Annotated in this window: 19 protein-coding genes; 6 read left to right on the top strand and 13 right to left on the bottom strand. The window is 40.3% G+C overall.

Annotated features, from left to right (window positions below):
- Positions 1 to 73: 73 nt before the first annotated feature.
- The 6 genes from AC0VYA_RS02780 to AC0VYA_RS02805 form a co-directional block, all read right to left on the bottom strand.
- Positions 74 to 367 (bottom strand): hypothetical protein, encoded by a 294-nt coding sequence (locus AC0VYA_RS02780; protein ID WP_475489976.1) that lies wholly within the window; start codon positions 365 to 367, stop codon positions 74 to 76.
- A gap of 507 nt (positions 368 to 874) precedes the next feature.
- Entirely contained in the window at positions 875 to 2,485 is a 1,611-nt protein-coding gene (locus AC0VYA_RS02785; protein WP_475489977.1) for a TnsD family Tn7-like transposition protein, read from the bottom strand.
- On the bottom strand, positions 2,482 to 3,396 hold the full coding sequence (locus AC0VYA_RS02790) for a hypothetical protein (RefSeq protein WP_475489978.1): 915 nt from the start codon (positions 3,394 to 3,396) through the stop codon (positions 2,482 to 2,484). The genes AC0VYA_RS02785 and AC0VYA_RS02790 overlap by 4 nt, the downstream gene beginning before the upstream one ends.
- Positions 3,397 to 3,400: 4 nt before the next feature.
- Positions 3,401 to 4,696 carry an AAA family ATPase gene (locus AC0VYA_RS02795; protein ID WP_475489979.1) on the bottom strand — a complete coding sequence of 432 codons (1,296 nt, stop codon included), beginning with the start codon at positions 4,694 to 4,696 and terminating at the stop codon, positions 3,401 to 3,403.
- The gene (locus tag AC0VYA_RS02800) at positions 4,689 to 6,896 is read right to left on the bottom strand and encodes an integrase catalytic domain-containing protein (RefSeq protein ID WP_475489980.1); all 2,208 of its coding nucleotides are present in this window, start codon (positions 6,894 to 6,896) and stop codon (positions 4,689 to 4,691) included. The genes AC0VYA_RS02795 and AC0VYA_RS02800 overlap by 8 nt, the downstream gene beginning before the upstream one ends.
- Positions 6,884 to 7,786 (bottom strand): TnsA endonuclease N-terminal domain-containing protein, encoded by a 903-nt coding sequence (locus AC0VYA_RS02805; RefSeq protein WP_475489981.1) that lies wholly within the window; start codon positions 7,784 to 7,786, stop codon positions 6,884 to 6,886. The genes AC0VYA_RS02800 and AC0VYA_RS02805 overlap by 13 nt, the downstream gene beginning before the upstream one ends.
- Positions 7,787 to 9,254: 1,468 nt before the next feature.
- On the opposite strand from AC0VYA_RS02805, the gene AC0VYA_RS02810 reads away from it, so the two are divergent.
- Genes AC0VYA_RS02810 through AC0VYA_RS02820 form a run of 3 tightly spaced genes read left to right on the top strand, consistent with a single transcriptional unit; the run spans position 9,255 to position 11,695 of the window.
- Positions 9,255 to 10,148, top strand: a complete 894-nt coding sequence (locus AC0VYA_RS02810) for a type IV toxin-antitoxin system AbiEi family antitoxin domain-containing protein (RefSeq protein ID WP_475489982.1) — start codon at positions 9,255 to 9,257, stop codon at positions 10,146 to 10,148.
- A 13-nt stretch (positions 10,149 to 10,161) separates the two neighbouring features.
- Entirely contained in the window at positions 10,162 to 11,037 is an 876-nt protein-coding gene (locus AC0VYA_RS02815; protein ID WP_159528851.1) for a nucleotidyl transferase AbiEii/AbiGii toxin family protein, read from the top strand.
- Positions 11,024 to 11,695, top strand: a complete 672-nt coding sequence (locus tag AC0VYA_RS02820; RefSeq protein WP_475489983.1) for a PP2C family protein-serine/threonine phosphatase — start codon at positions 11,024 to 11,026, stop codon at positions 11,693 to 11,695. The genes AC0VYA_RS02815 and AC0VYA_RS02820 overlap by 14 nt, the downstream gene beginning before the upstream one ends.
- Positions 11,696 to 11,896: 201 nt before the next feature.
- Here the strand turns inward: AC0VYA_RS02820 and AC0VYA_RS02825 are convergent, their stop codons facing one another.
- Positions 11,897 to 12,628, bottom strand: a complete 732-nt coding sequence (locus tag AC0VYA_RS02825; protein ID WP_475489984.1) for a YebC/PmpR family DNA-binding transcriptional regulator — start codon at positions 12,626 to 12,628, stop codon at positions 11,897 to 11,899.
- 107 nt (positions 12,629 to 12,735) lie between these two features.
- Entirely contained in the window at positions 12,736 to 13,842 is a 1,107-nt protein-coding gene (gene zapE, locus AC0VYA_RS02830; RefSeq protein ID WP_475489985.1) for a cell division protein ZapE, read from the bottom strand.
- Positions 13,843 to 14,085: 243 nt separating this feature from the next.
- On the opposite strand from zapE, the gene AC0VYA_RS02835 reads away from it, so the two are divergent.
- The 3 genes from AC0VYA_RS02835 (at position 14,086) to AC0VYA_RS02845 (ending at position 17,154) form a co-directional block, all read left to right on the top strand.
- Positions 14,086 to 14,526 (top strand): ZapG family protein, encoded by a 441-nt coding sequence (locus AC0VYA_RS02835; RefSeq protein ID WP_473478011.1) that lies wholly within the window; start codon positions 14,086 to 14,088, stop codon positions 14,524 to 14,526.
- A gap of 93 nt (positions 14,527 to 14,619) precedes the next feature.
- Positions 14,620 to 15,990, top strand: coding sequence for a DegQ family serine endoprotease (locus tag AC0VYA_RS02840; RefSeq protein WP_011573462.1), 1,371 nt, complete (start codon positions 14,620 to 14,622; stop codon positions 15,988 to 15,990).
- Positions 15,991 to 16,092: 102 nt separating this feature from the next.
- Positions 16,093 to 17,154 (top strand): trypsin-like peptidase domain-containing protein, encoded by a 1,062-nt coding sequence (locus tag AC0VYA_RS02845; RefSeq protein WP_041713236.1) that lies wholly within the window; start codon positions 16,093 to 16,095, stop codon positions 17,152 to 17,154.
- A gap of 108 nt (positions 17,155 to 17,262) precedes the next feature.
- Here the strand turns inward: AC0VYA_RS02845 and murA are convergent, their stop codons facing one another.
- From murA to mlaD, 5 genes are all read right to left on the bottom strand, one after another.
- Positions 17,263 to 18,522 carry a UDP-N-acetylglucosamine 1-carboxyvinyltransferase gene (murA, locus tag AC0VYA_RS02850; RefSeq protein WP_011573464.1) on the bottom strand — a complete coding sequence of 420 codons (1,260 nt, stop codon included), beginning with the start codon at positions 18,520 to 18,522 and terminating at the stop codon, positions 17,263 to 17,265.
- A gap of 69 nt (positions 18,523 to 18,591) precedes the next feature.
- Positions 18,592 to 18,849, bottom strand: a complete 258-nt coding sequence (locus AC0VYA_RS02855; protein ID WP_011573465.1) for a BolA family protein — start codon at positions 18,847 to 18,849, stop codon at positions 18,592 to 18,594.
- 27 nt (positions 18,850 to 18,876) lie between these two features.
- Complete coding sequence (locus AC0VYA_RS02860; RefSeq protein WP_011573466.1) at positions 18,877 to 19,209, bottom strand: STAS domain-containing protein; 333 nt, start codon at positions 19,207 to 19,209, stop codon at positions 18,877 to 18,879.
- Positions 19,210 to 19,851, bottom strand: coding sequence for an MlaC/ttg2D family ABC transporter substrate-binding protein (locus AC0VYA_RS02865; protein WP_011573467.1), 642 nt, complete (start codon positions 19,849 to 19,851; stop codon positions 19,210 to 19,212).
- A gap of 31 nt (positions 19,852 to 19,882) precedes the next feature.
- Positions 19,883 to 20,347, bottom strand: coding sequence for an outer membrane lipid asymmetry maintenance protein MlaD (gene mlaD, locus AC0VYA_RS02870; protein WP_006992764.1), 465 nt, complete (start codon positions 20,345 to 20,347; stop codon positions 19,883 to 19,885).
- Positions 20,348 to 20,349 lie beyond the last annotated feature (2 nt).

Consider the following 20,349-nt stretch of genomic DNA (forward strand, 5'->3'; position numbering starts at 1 on the left):
ACCGGTCAAGATAATTGACGCCGGGCCGGTCAAGACAGTTGACGTTCTATATTCGCAAAATTTCAGTAGAAAACTAACAGCGATCTGAGTTCAAACCAAACTTTTCGTCAGGGAGGTTATTTTCATCATCATCAAACATGAATAAAGATCTTTTGTGGTCTTTTAGAGCGAGAAGGGCAACTTTGAAACATCTTTCGCACAAATCGAGATGATATGTGTTTCCGTCTTCTTTCGATTTCGACCCGTAGCCCCATTTTGCTTTCAACTCACCAAATTCTTCAACTCGGCCTTCACCAACGTCTGTCATCACGCTTTCTTTGCAAACGTCACAGACACGATCAACTATTCTTTCTTCGAAAATTTTCATTCGTACACCTTACATTCTCATTGATACCGCAATAAATGACTCATGGGTTCCTCAACGGGCTGTGTTGACCATATGTTCCATTTTGGAACCCATGAGTCATTTGTGAAGACGTGTTTGCTCAACGTCTCTTGCTCGCTCGTTGCTGATTATCAGATTTGGGCCAACCCTTCGAGAAAATATGTCAGATAGGATATGACCCACTATATATCAGGATTCGGAAAGTTCTAGGCGCTAGTGACATGGACTGGTTAACGGTTTCAGTCTCTGACTCTTTCCTTTTCATTTTCCTTATCAACTAAAGTTATTTCAAACTCACCGGACATCAATTGCAGTTGCTCTAGCCCTGTTAATTTTTTTTCAGCTGCACTGCCAAGGTATGCCCATTGCTCAATCTGCTCGGTAACAGTTTTAGGGTATCTTTCTAAAGCTGCTTCAGCTTGCGTAATTAGAAAGTTGTCGATATGTATATCAACAGTACCTTCATCAGTTGACGCCTCTGCTTTTTCATTATTTTTTGAAATTATCTATTCTCCTAGCATTGTGATTAATTTTAAATTTAAGCTTGTCGTACATACGCTTACATTTGGTCAATTTGTCGAATTTGCATGTAAACCAACGATGATTACCAAATGCTTTGTCTAACGCATATTTACTAGGCAATTTATTGGTTGTTTCTAGTTGTTGTTTAAGGAAATATTTGAATTTTGGAAAAAGGGATGTGTCTCGCTTCTCCCAAATTTTTGTACTGTGATTAGCATGGTTGCCTTGGATGGGAAACGTAGCATCAAGCCACGTTCTGTCGTATTGATATGCCCAGTTCAAAGCATTTCCTTGATGCTCTTTTAACTCTGCTCGATTAAGTAGGCCACTGCGTTTTCTCTCCTCGATTAAAGTCGCTCTTACGGCATCCCGCTTTTCATACATTCTTAAATATTGACGCCATAGGCTTAGCCCATCAACAGACTGAACTACTCCAGTAATCGATGGTTCTGACACACCAAGTTTGGCTGCAATATCTTTACAACTCATATTTTCGATTGCCATTTTAGTTGCTTGTCGCTCTATATCAGCGGTGACAACTTGTTTTCGCTCAGTTGTTTTGACTCCAGTTCGGTTGGCTAATTGTTTTACATAGCCATGACTTACCTTAAGTCGTCTGCTTATCTCCGCAACGTTAAATTGATAACTTTGTAATAGCGCTATTGCTTGTGACTCAATGGTCTCAGAAATTTTCAGGGGTTTAGGAGCAGGTATTGGGGGAGGCGCTGATTCTTCGCGCAGTCCTTTTACTGCAAATTCGAGCAAAATAGGTTTCAATGGATGGATACTTAAATCTTGGTCGAAAACTATTCGGCGAATAATTCTGGTATTCAACACATTGGAAACACAAAGCGCTTCAGCTACCTCATTACAGCGTTCTAACACTACAGACTTCCGAATATGCATTTGCGATGTCAGCAGCCCACGGGCGTGAAATAGACTTTTGAAGTGTTGCTGGCCAGCATTTTCAATAGTGTTGCTACGTAGCAATTGCACAATATGCTTTGCAAACTCTATCTGGAGGGTATTAGCGCCTGAAGGAACAACAGATTGTATTGACTCAAAATAAAGCGGGAGGCGGTATTTTCTGGGGTTAAAAGGCACACTGGTTAATTCACTGCCATGTTTGTAGCATGCCCTAACACCCCACAATTGGTGTGAAAAATGCCAAAACGCGATACCTATTTTAGACACGTCTTCTTTAGCACACTCAGGACAGTAATTACTTTTCGTTAATGAACCAAATGCCAACTGTGGTGAGCATGAAAGGTTTGCTATATTCATATCACCAGCGCCACACATTGACGCCTTCAGTGCGTCATGGCGGGCGTTATAAAGAATATGCAAAGGGTAAGCTGTATGGTTATGTAGAAGATGGTCTATGCCGTATTCTGAATGACGAGAGATATCCTGAATATGGCTAGGCAAAAGCTGATTTAAACACACCCCTTCATAGCCAAACCAATCCAACGAAGTATTTGTGTATGAAACATCCCCCCATAGCCAGTGACACCGAGCAACATACGAAAACAAAGTTTCATCAGGTTGAATTCGAGGTGTGTACAAGATTCTACTCATGGTTGATATTCATGCATGTAGAAAAACTTAAATAACAAAAACATTAAAGGATGAATACTGCCATTTTCAGACATCATAGCGCTGGCTTTGAATGCAATATTGTTAGCAGTGGTTTCAGCAGAACTTTGTAAATTTGGAAACAAAATAGTGAAGTACCGTTGGAGCGCACTTTGCCATTGCTTATTAAGAGCAACGCTCACTTTACTTGGAGAATGGGAATAGAAGCTACTCTCCATAAACACACGCTTGTGAAGTTCGACTTGCTCCCGCTGATAATCAACACCTCCTCTCATCAGCAGCTTAGTTTCCCAATCAAGCCAACGGTGAAAAAGTGTAATATGAGGGGTGCTAAAAGAAGATTTATCAAAAAAATCGCCTGAGCATTCAAACCCATTAAACTCGCTCACTAAACGTTGACTCAGCGCTGTATTATGCTGATGACAAATAAAAGCTGACATTGCTTGATGATCTGCTTTCCAGATAACAAAGCCCTTGGCTCTTACATCTTCATCATGGCACTTTGAGCAGTATTTAAGAGAGTGGTAAGGCATTAGTAGCTTTTCAGCATTAAACAGTACGCGTCCTGTTGCCTTGTCATTCAATTGATTTTTCACATATACATTTAATACATCACGAGAGACGAATCCTTGCCAATATTTGCCCACCATATTATCAGTCAATACATCCTCGAATCTTTTTCTTCCATAGGCTTGTACGGCAAACTTCACTGCCCACCTTGGCATGGTCTCTCCTATCAAACGAGGACTTGATATTTGAAAAAGACTTAAAAATTCCTTTGGAGCAAAAAAGTCTGCATACTCCATGAGTCGATAGAAATAGGTTGGAAAATACTCACCGGGTTTGATGTTAATATTCTCTAGCAGTATGGATGAAAGACTGGTGTTCAACATGAGATCACTCGTCCCCCATATCTAGGGCTTGAAGTCGTTTTATCCGCTCAATGCGTTCTTGGTTTTTTGAGTCCTTCTTCTGCGTATTTTTATCATCTATTTGTGCTGTTTTTTCCGCAGAAACGACTGGCGTGATATCAACTGTAGGTAACTTTGGTTTCATCGATTCTTTGCGTATGTGAGTGGCCACATGCGCTGTATACAAAGAATTAAATCGATTACTATTGGTCATACTCAAATTCGCAATTAGTATATGATTTACTAGACGCTTCAACTTGCTTATGTTCCCCTCGCAATAATAAAAAATTGCATGTTCAAACTCCTTATCAACTAACTTCTCGCTCATACCTAAAAAGTTCATGCTTAAGGCTTTAACCATTGTATTCCATGTTATGTGTTCAATAGAGTGGTCACTTAGAACAAACTTGCCATCACTGATTAAACGCCGTTCAGACTGCTCGCTCTGTTCAGGAGCACTGAAAAGGTCTCCAGCTTCAGGTGTACCAATGAATATCATTGGCACGCCTAAGTCGTTGAAAAATTCTTCTAAAAAAACATTAGTAACAACCTTGTTATCCTTCGTCGTTTTAGAGTTTAAAACCCATTGGACATCATCTATTACAAGTAAACCAAGGCCAACCATTCGACATATTTTAATGACATAAATAACCTGCTCACCAACAGTGTCTCTGCTTGGAAGCTTTGCAGTGAAATGACTATTGAGCTTTTTATCGATGGCATTAAGAATCGAAACTAAGAAAGCTTTTTTACTGGTCGCACTTTTAATATAAGTTTTTACGAACATGACTTGCGGTAGTCGTCTAAATCCAGTGCTTTCAGAAGGAGGATGAAAGTTATCAAAAGGATTAAGGGTTTCTAATATTTTATCATGAACGGTAGTTTTGCCATGCCCAGAGCGCCCCATACAAAGCATGGCAGTTCCTGCGTCTAGTAGAGTATTTGGTGCAGGCAAGTCTTTTACCGAAACCTCGCCGTTTTCAACTAAATTGAGATACTTATCGTAATCGTCTGTCTTAGGGTGGCGATTGAGATAACCAATAAGGATCATGTGATGAATTTGATTATACAAATCAAATGCATACTCTGGCGGAACATAAAATCGTTTAGCCAAACCAATACGTTTGGTACTGTTTGGTAATGTAGAATAATTGGGAGTAATATCGTCCCTTGCCGATAGTCGAGATATCAATTCAGATTCAGTCAGTTTTAGCATCTGAAGCGATGTAATAAATGGATTATCATCAATCCATTGTTCAAGCAGAAGGGTCGCTTCAGTCATTACTGCCTCCTTCGCCTTTTGACGATGGAGAATCAAGGTCATCTGCGGATGAATCAATTGCACTAGAGCCAAATACACGGCGAGTTTCGATAACATCTCTGGCGTTTTCTGATTTCTGTGCTTGTTTGAAGTTGTCCTGTATTCCGGCGACTATGCCTTTACGATCTGGAGGTCTGGTAGAAGTGTTTTCGTTTGATAACTCACGTTCTTCAGCGATCGATGCTTGCAAGGCAACGTTTGACATTCTTCGGTCTTTGCGATTGATAGACATCCTTTTCTTTTCGATTTGTTTTTGCTGCTTAATTTCTTCAGCAGTTAAGTCTTCAAACCTCTCATCATGTGACGCCAATGTAAATTCGATGACTTCCGTACCAAACTGCTTTGATAAGTACCATGCGTAACGCGGGTCATTCTTGTTTACACGCACTTTTATTGAAGGCTTCGCCTGACCACGAAAGCCGATCTCTTGTTGCCATTCTTGGAAGCCTTTATGAGATGTTCTATATAAAAGCTCACTTGATAAAATGAATATACCGTCGAGGGATACTTTTGCTTCCTCTTGTTCCAACATCGCGTACATCACTAGTTTTTTTGGTCGGCGATTCCCACCTGCCATTCTTTTAGAAATGTGCTTATTCCATAGCGCTAAAGGCGTCGGCTTAACTCCTTCAAACACATCAAAAGATTGTAACCGTGTGTGATTCATTCTTTGACGATTAAAGGACAAAATCGATTCAATAATTAGTCGATTTAGCGAGTCAATATCATGTATAGCGAAGTTTGAAGGGTGAACGGCATCTTTTGCTGGATTCGGCTTTACACTCCCGTCCAGTCGCTGAAACAGAATTTTGTCTTGAGAATCAAAGTTCACCTCTACAGTTCCCTTTCTCTTACTCAAGTAGGAAGTCGCAAAGGTAATGGTTTCTAATTTTAAGTCTGCTGCCAGCATGTCATCATAAAGAGTAGTGGTATATTCTCCCCCTCTATCGCAGAACAACCGTACGCAAACGTGTTGGCAAGGCCAATCTTCTTCATCGATTTGAATTCCGTACCTTGCACAAAAATCCACTTTATTTGTAAAAGCATTGTAAAGTGCTTTTTTAACCGCAGAAACGCCGCGCTGAAACGTAATGCAATAGCCTACGATAACCCCCGAAAAGGTATCAACTACAAAGTACAAGTACGGGCGACCAATCACCTCTTTATCTGTATATTCTCCCCTGCTGTAGATTCTCGATACCACGTAAATATTTAGTGTCGTGGCGTCAATTTCATATGTGTCACTTGGCCCAATAGAGTTTTCTTGTGCTTTACCGCGTGTAATGTCTTGGTTATTTTGAACTGCCTTTGCACTCGTCTTAAGCTCTTCCCACTTCTTCCAATCAACATGTTTTTCAAAATGATGAATAAATTGATCAATAGAAATATACTTACGAAAGTCAAGATAGCGCTCTTTATGTCCATATACGACAGACCATGAATAACAAAGGCGTTGGCAAAACTCGCTATGTAACGAAGTATATTTGTGGTCAGAAACTTTAGATAAGTATTTTTTTATAAATTCTTTAATTCGCTTTATGTCTTCTTGCGTAGCATCTCGTCTTAAATATTCGTCTGAATCGCCTTTTGCGCCAATAAAATTTCCACCTCGTTTAGCTCTTTTCGCCTCAGCCTCTTCAATATTTAAAGGTAACTTTCGATTAGTTCCACAAAGATACTTTAGTGGTAATAGCGCTAAAGGATGAGAACCAAATGCTAAGTATTGATTGAGGTAGTTATATAACGACTGAGGAGCTATATTGGCTTGCTTTGCGTGAGCATCGAAAGATTTTCTGGATAAATCGCCTTTTATATATAATTCTATGTCGTTAGATTCAATTAGTGGTCTTATTTTTGAATATCTCTCATACGCCGTGGCTACACGACTTTCTGTGGCAGACAAATAATGTTTAGACGAACTAAACGTATTAGGCGTTCTTTCAAACAAGTCCCATGCACGCCCTTCGATATCATCGCCAACTTTAACCAGAATAGGCTTAATAGGTTTTTTACGTTGTAGAGATAGCGCAACTACATTTGATTCAGGAAAAGTATACGTAACGGTATATTCGAGTTCTTTCTCATCTGTATTTTTAGCTTTTATGATTTCGTTAATTGAATAATCAAATGCCTTTTCTGTCGGAAGACCTACCATTCCCATGCGTAGTCCTCCTTAGCATTAAAGACAAAACTTGCATCAGCAAGCGGACGAAATAGATCTACCTGTAAGACTTTATGCCAGATGAGATACCAAAATACGCCGTATGTTTTTTCAAACGAGATAGTCATTTTTTTGGATACCAGAAAAACCAAATCTGCCAATCGATGACGCTTTCTACCAGTAAGGAGTTCTAAAAAATGAACTTGAAAAGACTTAAGAATAATATGGGGAATATCAAGGTCACGATGCCTTCTAGCTATTACAATATTTTTTACTAAATTCGGACTTAATGTCCAATGTGAAGATGTGATTAACCTATACTCTTGCTGCTTTTTATATTCCCAATAAACTTGTTCGATTTTTAACTTATCTATTGTTCGGCCAATAACCCTATCACCACCATCTACAATTAATATTTCATCATTGTATTTTAACGAGACAGCAATCTTTTTTATTTCACCTGTCATAATATCGACATATTGAAAATAAAAATCTGTAGTCATGATAGACGCTTGATACCCTTGATTAGCATCTTTTACCAATCCACGTTTTGGTGCAAAACGGGGATGGGCGATATTAAGACGAGTCGCAACCGCTAATGTTGTATCAACATCTATTAAAGGATATTGCGTCTTTACCTTAGAGACATTTTTTAAATAACTGAGTGTCAATCCAAAATGCCGTTCCATGTCTGAAAAGTATTCATGACGTTGTGTTTCTTGGCCTAGTTGCTCAGTTGAGGCATTTCCCATGCTTGAGAACTGACGAGCGGTTTTATACGGAATGTACTTCCTTTCGAATTCTCTCCGGGTTACATAATCGTCAATTTTATTTTCAGTTAACTCAGTGACAGTTGGCTGTTTAATTTTAGGTGAATTTGCATTTTTCATAACTTATTTTCCAGTGGCTACAAATCGGAAAATAGTCTCGAATGTCGAGAATGACAAGGAAAAGCATAAAAACCACGAGAAGTAATTGGTAAAGCCAATAAATTCGTTGAAAACAACAGAAAACACTAACTACAAACAACTAAAATATGTAATTATTTAAGGTTTTTATTAATAAAAATGAGAGGTTGAACTGAATTTAACTTCGAAGTGCAATTTATCGTAACAAATAAATTGATTTTGTCAACACACGTCATATTTGACGAGGGGTTAATGCATTACTACAATTTTAAAACTCACAATTTACCTAACATTGGCGCAATGAGAATAACAGAAGAAAAATTGATTAAATTTGATAACTTTTTAGATCAATTCCAGAAGCCTAATAGACAAGCATTCATAGCGTTTGTAGAATTGATCAAAAAGCATGGTATTGATATTTTAGATTTCCCTTAGCCTAAAAAGATCAGCAAAAAATTAATAATTAATCCACTACACTCGGCTAACGTTTTGGAGACAATAATTTACAGAACTAGAGTATCGTCTGATGGATACAACGTTCATTCTCAATTTTTTAATAACTAGCCAGAAATCTAGTTAGTTTCAAGCTTGCAAAAATTATCATTATCTAATTTTAGCTTCTAATTAATATTAATACTTTCACAAAAAAATATTCAAAGCTGGAGATGGTGCTTTGACAAATGGATAGGGACGCTGTGGGGGGTTTTCAAGTTATATAAATAGTGCTAAGAATGTAAAATTAGTCTGTGTAACTTTAGTAACTCATATCTGAGCTTACAATTTATGAGAATAGGCTAAAACTTCATCTGAAAGGCAGCTATGAGCGAAAAGCAGATCCTGATGATTTTAAATATACATCCACAAAACAGGCACTGTGGAGACTCATGACTTTTAAAAAGGACTGAAACTTCGGAGTATAGATTTGTAACGCAACACCTAGGATGTTGCGTTTTCGCTTCCCTGCTTACGAAAAGCTCGGAGAATTAAAATAAATCCCTGTCGAGGTATACTTGCGTCCTCAGGACGCAAGTATACCTCGATTGAGCTTTCTTTGAAACTTGTTTTTATTAACCTTTTAGAAGAAATTGAAATTAAAAAACTTGACTAACCATGATTTTTGATGTATAAGTCCTAAGGACTTATACATCAACACTATTTAATGATTTACTTCAAAACAATTTATTAGTTTCCCTCAGTCTAATAAAATAAATCCCCCTTTCTAAGAGCGTGCGTTATAAGCTAATTTTTAATTTCAACAGAATGCTAAGCTAACGTCCTAAGGACGTTAGCTTAGCATTCCTGAGTGAAGTTGTCAAAAAATGAAAAAATTCAGATATAACAAAGTATTAATAAACTCATGGCTTAAACTATTCTAAGATAAAAATTTGACAAAGCAACAAAGCAAAGGTATAAGTCCTAAGGACTTATACCTTTGTTATTGATGGTGACTATGGAAACAATTTCTTTAAAGGAAGCTTTAAGACTTTCTATTATTAATACTCACAATAAACCGGTTATTACAGAAGTCGAAGTCACGAAGTACCTATACCGACTGTATAAAGAAAAAAAATATAATGACATCAAAATAGGAAAGATTACTAAAAGCGAACCTGATTACTTCGTAATCCGCAATAATCTTGCAGATCTCATATCTTTGGGGGTCATTCAACAAGTTCAGACTCTCCCTTTATATAGCTTAACGAGCTACTCTTCACCCTCAGCTCAACAAATTGCTTGTTCCGCTAACCCGTTTAGTTATGTTGCCTATCTAAATGCAATGGAAATACATGGCTTAACAGATAGAATCCCTAAATCTCTTGAAATGATAACCTGCTCAAGTACTAAATTTAAAGAATTAGCAAATGAGCAAGTAAATAGTGAGTTTCCTGAAGCACTTGAAAAAGGCCCTATTACACCTAAAAGGGTCATAAACTTGCCCAAAATTGATGGAAAGCGAATTGAGTTTCATCAAAAGAAAAATTTTAATCTGCCTAAGGAGAAGCAAAATTCGAACGGCATAAGGGTGCCTTCAATAGGAGATACTTTCTTAAGTATGTTACAAGATCCTGAATTATGTGGCGGCTTTAGCCATGTGTTGGAAGTCTTTGAAGAATACGCTGAAGATTACTTGGCATTAATAGTTCGATCTATTACGAAAAATGGAACTTCTATGGATAAAGCTAGAGGAGGATATATTTTAGAAGAGCTTTTGGGGATCTCGCATAAATCCATAGATGAATGGAAAAAAAGCGTAAAAAGAGGCGGTTCAAGAAAGTTAATCGCATCGAAACCTTACGTTAATGTATTCTCTGAAACTTGGTGTATATCTTTAAATAATAAGTAGGGAAGTTAATCAAATGGAATATGATATTGAGCTTTGGGTAGCTGACGCTCCTCAAGACCGAAAAGAGTTTAGGCAAGCTATTCATACAATATTGCATGCAATATCAGAAAGCGAATACCTCAAGCCAAAAATGATAATTAAAGGAGGTATGTTAATAGCCATTAGGTATAAGAGCGATCGATTTACAGAAGATATTGATTTCTCTACTTCTGAAAAGTATCAAGATCTTAATACTCAAGAGTTTCAAGAAGAACTAAAAGATGCCTTACTGATTGCATATGATGAACTTCAATATGGGGTTAAATGTTCATTACAATCCTTGAAAGTGCAACCAAAAAATCTACTAGAAAAAGCAACTTTCCCTTCACTTAAGCTCAAAATCGGATATGCAAGTAACTCTAATGCTGCGGCAATGAAGCGATTAACAGCTGGTAACAGCGCCAATACCGTAAAAATAGATTACAGTTTTAATGAAATCACACACAAAATTGATGACTTAGTTCTAGATGATGGTTCTGTTCAAGCGTATGGGTTTGAAGATCTAATAGCTGAGAAGCTCCGATCAATGCATCAACAAGTTACTAGAAACAGAAGTCGTCGACAAGATGTATATGACTTGCACTATTTACTCAGCAACTCATCAACCGTTACCGAAGAAGAAAAATTAAACATACTTCTTTTTCTGTTTGAAAAGTCTGAAAAAAGACTTCCTGATGGCTTTATTAACCAAAATTCACTAAATAACGTAGAAATAAAGACTCGTTCACAAGAAGAATATCAGTTGTTGGCTAAAGAAATTGAGGGTGACCTTCCCGACTTTGAAAGCATATTTACTCACGTAAAAACCTTTTATGAATCCTTGCCATGGGATCAGTATGTTAAAAAATAACTTCCAATTCTCAGTCAGAGGAACAAGAAATACCCAACTGGATCGGGTTGGTTATCATCAAGGGGAAAATTGGACTTTCGCTTATATCTTAGATGGGCTAGTCGAAACAACTCCTCATTTTGTTGACTGTGTTGATAGAAATTTTAAAAGAGCTTTTAACACTATAGAACGACGCCAATCCCTGAATTCAATACGAGATCTAGCTATAAACGCAATTATTAAAAATGTAGTGAATGAAGGGAAAGCTAGTATTGCTTTGCTAATCTGTGTCGATGGAAAGGTTTTAACACTTACTGTTGGAGATACACGAGTGTACTTCTTGAATGAAAGAACTCGCACTATTGATCATTCAAGAGCACAAGAATTGATTTCATCAGGAAAGTTAAATGAATCACTTTTAAACCAGAACAGTTTTAGAAAATATCTTACTAAAAGTGTATGTAAAGATATGGCAGAAGTTGAATTAGACGAACGAATTCACAATCAAGTACCAGAAGGTAGCAAATTTATAATATGCTCTGATGGCTTTTGGAGTAGCTTTGACGATGACGAAGAAATTTATAATTTTAATAGTAAAACTTTAGAGGCCTACTTAAGTGCTTTATCCATTGAGAACCTTTCAGATAACACGAGCGTAATGCTATTAAAGAAAGAATAAAAAGTTTGATTACCAACGGATACTGACGGTGTAGGTACCAAGAGATTTTTTTCGTACCTTGATATGTATTAATTTAAAACCAAGAAACTTTAAATTAGACAAAAAATAAGAACAGCCCACTTTAAAGTGGGCTTTGGATATCTATTAAACGCTTTATTTACTGTAAACGACTTATTTAATCCCAGTAAACGTTTTATTTACTCAAATCACTTCGCGCTCAACCACAGCGTTGTGATATACGTCTTGCACGTCATCACAATCTTCCAGCATATCCATAAACTTATCAAACGTGGCGACATCTTCGCCTGTTACCACTGTTTCTGTTTGCGGCACAAAGGTGATTTCATCTGCATCGAATTCAAGTTCTGGGTTGTTATCGGTTAGTGCTGTGCGGGTTTTAAAGTATTCGGTATGAGGGGCAAAAACTGTGATCACGCCCTCTTCACATTCTACTTCCGTTACATCCACGTCCGCTTCCATTAAGACTTCTAAAACAGCGTCTTCGTCATCGCCAGGGAAAGAGAACACAGCTTGATGGTCAAACATGTGACTTACTGTACCTGTCACACCTATTTTTGAGTTTGTTTTGGTGAAACAGTTACGTACATCTGTGATAGTTCGGTTGTTATTATCGGTTAGGCAATCAACGATAACCATGCAGCCGCCTGGGCCAAAGCCTTCATAGCGTGCTGGGGTGAAGTCTTCACCTGCACCGCCAGCGGCTTTATCAATTGCTTTGTCGATAACGTGGCTGGGTACCTGGTCTTTTTTTGCTTTATCGATAAGGCGGCGCAATGACAAATTTGCTTGAGGGTCTGTGCCGCCGTTCTTAGCAACCATGTAAATTTCTTTACCGTATTTCGAGTAAACTTTGGTTTTTGCGCCAGCAGTTTTTGCCATCGCTACCTTACGTACTTCAAACTTTCTGCCCATTAATGTTCTCTTTTTGCTACAAATAAAAGGATATGACTAAGATTTTACCGATAAATACACGCTTTGTACAAACGCCTTACGTTGGCAGTTTGTGCCTTGATGCTTATTTATGGTAAATGCTCAGTCGCTAAATAATCATGTGATTGCATTTCTTTCAATCGACTAAGGCATCGATGAAATTCGAAATTTAATGCGCCTTCTGTGTAAAGTTCTTCAAGGGGAACCTCTGCTGACATGATCAACTTCACGTTACGCTCATAAAACTCATCGACCATGGCGATAAAGCGCCTAGCAATATCATCCACCGATTTGCCCATTTGCTCCACATTTGCCAGTAAAATTGAGTGATAACAGCGACTCAGCTCCATGTAATCTGTTTGGCTACGAGGGCCGTCACATAAGGCGCGAAACTCAAACATGGCTACGCCTTCAGCGTGATGCACCGTGGGAATTTTTCGGCCCTTTATGGTAATAGCATCATCGTGTTGGCACTCTTCAGGGGCAAGCTGCGCAAAATAGACTGAAAGGTTATCGTTGGCCGTTTGATCCAGAGGGAAGTGATAAATCTCAGCTTGTTTAAGAGTACGCAAACGGTAGTCAATGCCGCTATCGACATTAACCACTTGGGTATGTTGGTTTATCAGTGCAATCGCTGGCAAAAAGCGCGCTCGCTGTAATCCGTTTCGATAAAGCTCGTCAGGGATGATATTAGACGTTGCTACTAAGACTATTCCCCGTGCGAACATCTCTTCCATCAGCGTACCGAGGATCATGGCATCTGTAATATCAGACACAAAAAACTCGTCAAAGCAGATGACTTTGGCTTCGCTTGCAAACTTCGCGGCAATTATTTTAAGTGGATCAGATTGACCGCCGAGAGATTTCAACTCCTCGTGAACGCGGTGCATAAACCGGTGAAAATGCACCCGCATCTTCTTCTCAAATGGCAAGCAGTCGTAAAACGTATCTACCAAGTAGGTTTTACCTCGACCTACACCCCCCCAAAAATATAAGCCTTTTATGGACTGGGCTTTTTCATCTTTACCTAGTACAAATTTAACTTTGGTCCACAGGCTAGGTTCTTTGTCTGGCGCTACAAGGTCATCGTAAAGGCGTTGCAACTGTTTGACTGCGTTGGCTTGGGCTGGGTCAGAAAGAAAGTCGTCGCGCTGTAAATCTGATTGATATTTTTGCCAAGGGGTTGAAGCTGACATAAGGCGTGTCTTTTCCTTTTACTGAATGACCTTAAAAATCACCAAGCTAATCTTGTTGAGGTATTGAATCGAAATTTAATGACCGCATAAATGCGTGACAGGGGTATAATATCAAAACATGGTGTTTTTTTCGCTGTAAGCGGTGCAAAGTTTGTTAAATATTGCTGCTGGCGACTGTAGAGTTAAGTGATATTGTGCTTTTCAGGTGTATGTCGTTTTTACAACCTTATGATTGGAGTAAGTATGGATTGGTTAATAGGTGTGGTTTTGGTGCTGGTAGGCGCGGTGATTGGTTTCTTTGTTGCAAAATATGTCTATTTTGATAAAGAAAAGACATCAAAAGACGGCCAGAAAGAGCAAACATTGAAAGATGTGATGGTTCAGCAGTCTCTGAATCATGTGACTGAAAGCCGTAAAATTGCAGAACAACTTCAAAAGCAATGCCAAACATTGAGCCAAAATTTGGACAACTATGAAAGTTCTCTGTCACTGTTAAACACTGATGTACAGAGCAGCAATGTGAGCTTCTTTGGGGAGCATGCATCGCCATTTTTGCAGAATAAAGAACAAAAAGTGACTCGTGAAAAAGACAGTGCTGATGTGCAGCCGTTAGATTTTTCTAATCAAAGCTCTGGCTTGTTCAGTGGCAGCGAAAATGTGCGCCCTGAAAAGCAATCAAAATAACCTGGCAAGACAAGATAGGGAACTTTTTAAAGTGCCACACAGTCTTTGTTGTGTTTATTTAAGCTATTAAGTCATCCATGGAGTTATCGTTAAATGAGTAAAGTTATTAACCGCACTGCCATTACCAGTTGTGTTTTTGCGGCAAGCTTAATGATTGCCGGTTCAGCAAGCGCAGCCTTGCCTTTCTTTTCTAGTGATAATGAGCCTGTCACAAGCTTGGCTCCGATGCTGGAAAAGACCACCCCAGGGATCGTGACGATTTCGGTGGAAGGTACGCAGGTTTCGCGTCAGCAAGTGCCTGAAATGTTTCGTCGCTTCTTTGGTGGTAACGGCGAACAGGTACAAGAGCGGCCATTTAAAGGTCTGGGGTCGGGGGTTATTATTGACGCCGACAAAGGGTATGTCGTAACCAATAATCATGTTGTTGAAAATGCAGATGAAATTACGGTTAAGCTAAACGACGGCCGCGAAGTCAAAGCGAAGAAACTTGGCGCTGATGAGCAAAGCGATATTGCGTTACTTAAAATTGAAACAGATAACCTCAACCTTACTGCGGTGCCACTAGCAGATTCAGACAAGGTGCGTGTAGGTGATTTTGTTGTGGCCATTGGTAATCCCTTTGGTTTAAGTCAAACCGTTACCTCAGGTATTGTAAGCGCGCTAGGCCGTTCAGGATTAAACATCGGCGGTTACGAGAACTTCATCCAAACCGATGCAGCCATCAACAGAGGTAACTCTGGTGGTGCCTTGGTTAGTCTTAATGGCGAACTTGTTGGCATTAATACCGCTATTTTTGGCCCTAATGGCGGTAACGTAGGTATCGGTTTTGCTATCCCTGCCAACATGATGAAAAGCTTGGTTGATCAGATCATCGAGTTTGGCGAAGTCCGTCGGGGCTTGCTAGGCATCTTAGGTCAAGATGTTGACTCAGGTTTAGCTGAAGCCATGAACCTAGATGTGAGCCGCGGTGCGTTCGTCAGTGAAGTAAGCGAAGGTTCTGCTGCTGATAAAGGGGGTATTCAAGCGGGTGATATCATCATCGAGATTGAAGGTCGCCCTGTGACAAGCTTCTTAGAGTTGCGCGCTAAAATAGGCAGTAAAGGCGCGGGTACTAAGGTCAACCTTACGTTGCTGCGTAAAGGTAAAGAGAAAGACGTTCAAGTGACGTTAGGGGATGCAACACAGAGCACTGTGGCTGCTAAAGAAATACACCCAGCCTTAGAAGGCGCGACACTTACCAACGGTAAAACTAAGCAAGGTGTTGACGGTGTGGTTATTTCAGAACTTGTCGCACGTTCACCATCATCCTTGATTGGTTTACAGGACGGCGATGTGATTATCGGCGTGAATCGTCACAAAATTGATAATGTAGTTGATCTACGTAACGCGCTAGATGAAGCTAAGGGCGTGATTGCGCTTAATGTTAAGCGCGGTGTATCAACACTTTACTTGGTAATTCGCTAGTTTTACCAAATTAATGGCAGCCCAAACACTGGGCTGCTATTAACTTTTTCCTTACAGTGTTATTCTTAACCTCTGATAAGTAAGCTTTTATTAGCAGGTCCCTTGAAAGATTCATTCACTTTTTTGCTTAAATCGGCTTTTGTCGGTGCCATCATCTCTGGGGTGATACTCCTTTTGGTGCCTGATCTGCGTCACGGTAGTAGTTTGAACTTGTCGATGTTCAACCCCACACGCCAGACATCAGACAAGCTTAGTTTTAATCATGCTGTTAATGTTTCTGGCCCCGCGGTAGTTAACATTTATAGTCAATCCATTGAAAGTGGCAGTATTTATAATCGCAGTCAGGCTGTTGAGCGCACAAGCTTAGGTTCAGGCGTTATCATGAGCGAAGACGGGTTGATATTGACGTGTTTGCACGTAATCGCTAATGCCAATAGTATCTTAGTGGGTTTGCAAGATGGTCGTCGGGCAGAAGCGCAAATCATCGGATATGACCCTTATACTGATTTAGCCGTGCTAAAAGTTGCCGAAGATAATCTGCATGTTATTCCCCAATTAGATGATCCTGGTACCCGAGTAGGTGATTTAGTGCTGGCGATTGGAAACCCTTATAATTTAGGACAAACCATCACTCAGGGAGTGGTGAGCCGAGTTGGGCGTAATGGTTTAGCCGCTTATTTCGATTTTATTCAGATGGATGCAGTGCTCAATGAAGGTAATTCAGGTGGCGCGTTAATTGATAGCAACGGCTATTTGATTGGCATTAACAATGCTAATTTTAAAACACTGGATAGTCAGCGCCGAGTAAAGGAAGTTGACGGTGTTTCGTTTGCCATTCCTTATGGATTAGCCAAAAAAGTCATGGACGAAATAGTAGCAAATGGCCGTGTCACCCGAGGTCAGCTCGGTGTTGGTGCTGCAGAGGTGTATGGCCGATCTGGTATCCTCATCACCAGTGTCTCTCCTGGTAGTTCTGCCGATAAAGGCGGTATTCGCACCGATGATGTGATGCTTGCTATCAATGGTCAGCCAACGGACAGCGTCACTCAAACATTAGACTTTATTGCTGAGACAAAACCAGGGACTGAACTGCAAGTCGAGGTGAGTCGTGGTGGACAATTAATTACGTTAACGGTAGTCGTTGCTGAACTGGGTGCCCAATAGAGTGCATGCTTAATAGAGTGCGTGCTTAATAGAAAGCAGGGGCGGGCAGCGATAAAAAGCTTGGTTTTCGAAGAAATAACCGTGGAAACCAAGCCTGCATGACTTTTTCTACTTAATGCGCTGAATGTTTGCGCCGAGTCCATTTAATTTGGTTTCAATATGTTCGTAGCCGCGGTCTAAATGATAAATACGATCGACTACAGTTTCACCTTCAGCCACTAGACCTGCAATGACTAAACTGGCTGATGCACGCAAATCAGTTGCCATGACCTGCGCGCCCTTAAGGCTAGATACCCCATGACACACTGCACTATTGGTCTCTAAATCAATTTTAGCCCCCATACGCTGTAGTTCAGGAACATGCATGAATCGATTCTCAAAGATGTTCTCAGTCACCACGCCAGTTCCTTGTGCCACGCAGTTTAGGGCGACAAACTGCGCCTGCATGTCAGTGGGAAAACCAGGGTGTGGAGCGGTCTTTATATTGACGCTTGTAAGTGGATGGCCTTGCATATCAAGTTCTATCCAATCATCACCTGTGGTAATCACTGCGCCCGCCATAACGAGTTTATCAAGCACGGCATCGAGTGTTTCCGGGGCCGCGTTTTCACAGCGGATTTTCCCGCCGGTTACGGCTGCCGCAATAAGAAATGTGCCGGTTTCAATGCGATCAGGTAATACTGCATAACGACAACCTTGTAAGCGCTCAACCCCTTGGATGCGGATTTTGTCACTGCCTGCATGTGTTACCTTTGCACCCATTGCATTTAAACAGTTAGCGAGGTCAACAATTTCGGGCTCTCTAGCCGCATTCTCTAACACCGTCTCACCGTCGGCTAAGCAAGCGGCCATCATGAGGTTTTCGGTCGCACCAACACTGACCATATCCATGAATATATTTGCACCTTTAAGACGGCCATCCACTTTGGCGCGAATATATCCGGCCTCTACATCGATTTTTGCGCCCATTTTCTCTAAACCTTGCAGGTGCAAATTGACCGGTCTAGCACCTATCGCACAGCCGCCAGGCAACGACACATTAGCTTCACCGTATTTGGCGAGCAAAGGGCCTAATACTAAAATGGACGCGCGCATGGTTTTGACTAAGTCATAAGATGCGTTGCAATTGTTAATGCTGCTCGGGTCTATTTCTACAGCGTGACCAGAAACACGTTTAGCGTCAGCGCCTAACTCAGCCAGCAAGGCGAGGCTGGTGTTGATGTCTCTTAGCTCGGGGACGTTATCAAAGTAGCAGGTGGTATCGGCTAAAATACTCGACATTAAAATAGGAAGTGCAGCGTTCTTAGCGCCTGAAATGCGTACTGAGCCCTGTAACGGCTTTGACGCTTTAATGAGTAGTTTGTCCATGGAAATGCTCTTTTGAATAGTACGCGAGGATGAATTTAGTGCTTAAAAACGTGAGTACTGCCTAGCCATTTATTGAGGCATGTTAAGCAGGCGTTCTCTCTTCCATTGTTTTTCTGAGAAAGTCTTAATCGAAATTGCATGCATAGTACCCTGAGCGATAATCTCACTTAACGGCGCATATACAAATTGCTGTTTCTTAACACGACTCATGTCGTCAAATTGATCGCTGACAGCAATAATCTGAAAGTGTGAACCATCACCCGTTACATGGGCTTCTGCTAAGCCAAGCTTCTCAATAAGTAATTGTTCTATTTCTGAATTTTGCATAGCTTTCCTAAAATTTAAATCAAGCGGTTATTGTAACGGTAAAAAGCCGTCTACGTCGCTTATTTTAGCCAAATTTAATAATGTATCTGGAGGATTGAGCAAACTAAACTCGATATCCTGCTTCTTGGCGTCTCGGATTAGATTGATTAACCACGCTAAACCAGCGGTATCAATTTGCGTTATTTTTTCTAAATTCAACACCAATGGTTTGTTCGTGCGTTTCGCATTCGTAAGTTGCTGTAGGCTATCGGGCCAAAAGTTAGGGATGGTATCTCGATTCAAATTCCCCGAGAGTAAGAAACTCTCAGGGGAAGATGAGTCGTTCACAATCGTCAACTTTGGTGAAGTTGCATTGCTCACTTAGCTTTCCTCTTCTGGATGCTCGAGCGTAATTGGTTGCTTGATTTTTTCTTTCATGATGTCGATCACTTTTTGAATACCGTCTTGACGTAATATTGATTCGTACTCGCTTTGCTTGCTGGATAACAGGCTAATACCCTCAGCAACCATGTCGTACGCCTTCCACTCATTGGTCTTGGTATTTTTACGTAGTTTGAATGAAATCTTGATGTCTGGACGACCGTCTTCTTTAACCACTGCTCGCACTGTTGCTGTCTTGTCTTCAGGTGCATCGCGCAGCGGCTGGAAGACCACTTCTTGGCCATTGTAATAGGTTAACGCCAGTGCATAAGTGGTAATCAGGTATTGGCGAAATACTTGAATAAACTCAGGTATTTTGTCTTTAGGGACAGTTCTAAAGTGCTTACCTAAAACCTTAAGTGCGGCAAAGTTGTAGTCGATATAGGGCAGAAGGTCCTGCTCGATGATGTCCCTTAGAATTTCTGGGTTTTTCTGTATCTCAGCGTGCTGATCTTTGATTCTGGCAAAGGTTTCTGAGGCAACGTCTTCTAGTAATTTATAAGGGTTAGCCTCTTCTGCAGTGGCAACACTACTAAAAATTAAAATAAGTGCTGCACTAAATATTCGTGTTAGGTGTTTCATGAGGTATTTAAAGTCCAAAGTTATCAATCAATTAGTCATTTTTACTGAATAGGAATTGGCCAATTAAGTCTTCTAAGACAAGGGCTGACTTGGTATCTGAAATGTAGTCGCCTTCAGCGAGGTCTGCTATTCCATCAATACTAAATCCTGGCTGAAAGCCCACGTATTGCTCACCTAACAAACCCGAGGTCAGGATCGAAACCGAGCTTGTTTCTGGAAACTTGTTGTATTCCTGATAAATTTTTAATTCAACAACCGGTGTGTAACCGTCTGGATCGAGACTGATGCTGTCTACTCTGCCGACCGTAACGCCACCGACTTTAACCGCTGAGCGAGCCTTAAGGCCGCCAATATTGTCAAATTTGGCATACAGGGTATATGTGTCAGTACCGCTTGACATGCCCTGGTTAACCACCTTAAGCGCAAGCAATAACCCCGCTGCTAAGGTCAATACCACAAACAGTCCAACCATGATTTCTGCTTTGCGTGACGACATTA

This window comes from Paraglaciecola sp. QJM3NY_14 (genome assembly GCF_056173245.1).

Coding starts and splice junctions, on each gene's coding strand:
- AC0VYA_RS02780 (WP_475489976.1), bottom strand. CDS start 367: ATGAAAATTTTCGAAGAAAGAATAGTTGATCGTGTCTGTGACGTTTGC.
- AC0VYA_RS02785 (WP_475489977.1), bottom strand. CDS start 2,485: ATGAGTAGAATCTTGTACACACCTCGAATTCAACCTGATGAAACTTTG.
- AC0VYA_RS02790 (WP_475489978.1), bottom strand. CDS start 3,396: ATGTTGAACACCAGTCTTTCATCCATACTGCTAGAGAATATTAACATC.
- AC0VYA_RS02795 (WP_475489979.1), bottom strand. CDS start 4,696: ATGACTGAAGCGACCCTTCTGCTTGAACAATGGATTGATGATAATCCA.
- AC0VYA_RS02800 (WP_475489980.1), bottom strand. CDS start 6,896: ATGGGAATGGTAGGTCTTCCGACAGAAAAGGCATTTGATTATTCAATT.
- AC0VYA_RS02805 (WP_475489981.1), bottom strand. CDS start 7,786: ATGAAAAATGCAAATTCACCTAAAATTAAACAGCCAACTGTCACTGAG.
- AC0VYA_RS02810 (WP_475489982.1), top strand. CDS start 9,255: ATGGAAACAATTTCTTTAAAGGAAGCTTTAAGACTTTCTATTATTAAT.
- AC0VYA_RS02815 (WP_159528851.1), top strand. CDS start 10,162: ATGGAATATGATATTGAGCTTTGGGTAGCTGACGCTCCTCAAGACCGA.
- AC0VYA_RS02820 (WP_475489983.1), top strand. CDS start 11,024: ATGTTAAAAAATAACTTCCAATTCTCAGTCAGAGGAACAAGAAATACC.
- AC0VYA_RS02825 (WP_475489984.1), bottom strand. CDS start 12,628: ATGGGCAGAAAGTTTGAAGTACGTAAGGTAGCGATGGCAAAAACTGCT.
- zapE (WP_475489985.1), bottom strand. CDS start 13,842: ATGTCAGCTTCAACCCCTTGGCAAAAATATCAATCAGATTTACAGCGC.
- AC0VYA_RS02835 (WP_473478011.1), top strand. CDS start 14,086: ATGGATTGGTTAATAGGTGTGGTTTTGGTGCTGGTAGGCGCGGTGATT.
- AC0VYA_RS02840 (WP_011573462.1), top strand. CDS start 14,620: ATGAGTAAAGTTATTAACCGCACTGCCATTACCAGTTGTGTTTTTGCG.
- murA (WP_011573464.1), bottom strand. CDS start 18,522: ATGGACAAACTACTCATTAAAGCGTCAAAGCCGTTACAGGGCTCAGTA.
- AC0VYA_RS02855 (WP_011573465.1), bottom strand. CDS start 18,849: ATGCAAAATTCAGAAATAGAACAATTACTTATTGAGAAGCTTGGCTTA.
- AC0VYA_RS02865 (WP_011573467.1), bottom strand. CDS start 19,851: ATGAAACACCTAACACGAATATTTAGTGCAGCACTTATTTTAATTTTT.
- mlaD (WP_006992764.1), bottom strand. CDS start 20,347: ATGTCGTCACGCAAAGCAGAAATCATGGTTGGACTGTTTGTGGTATTG.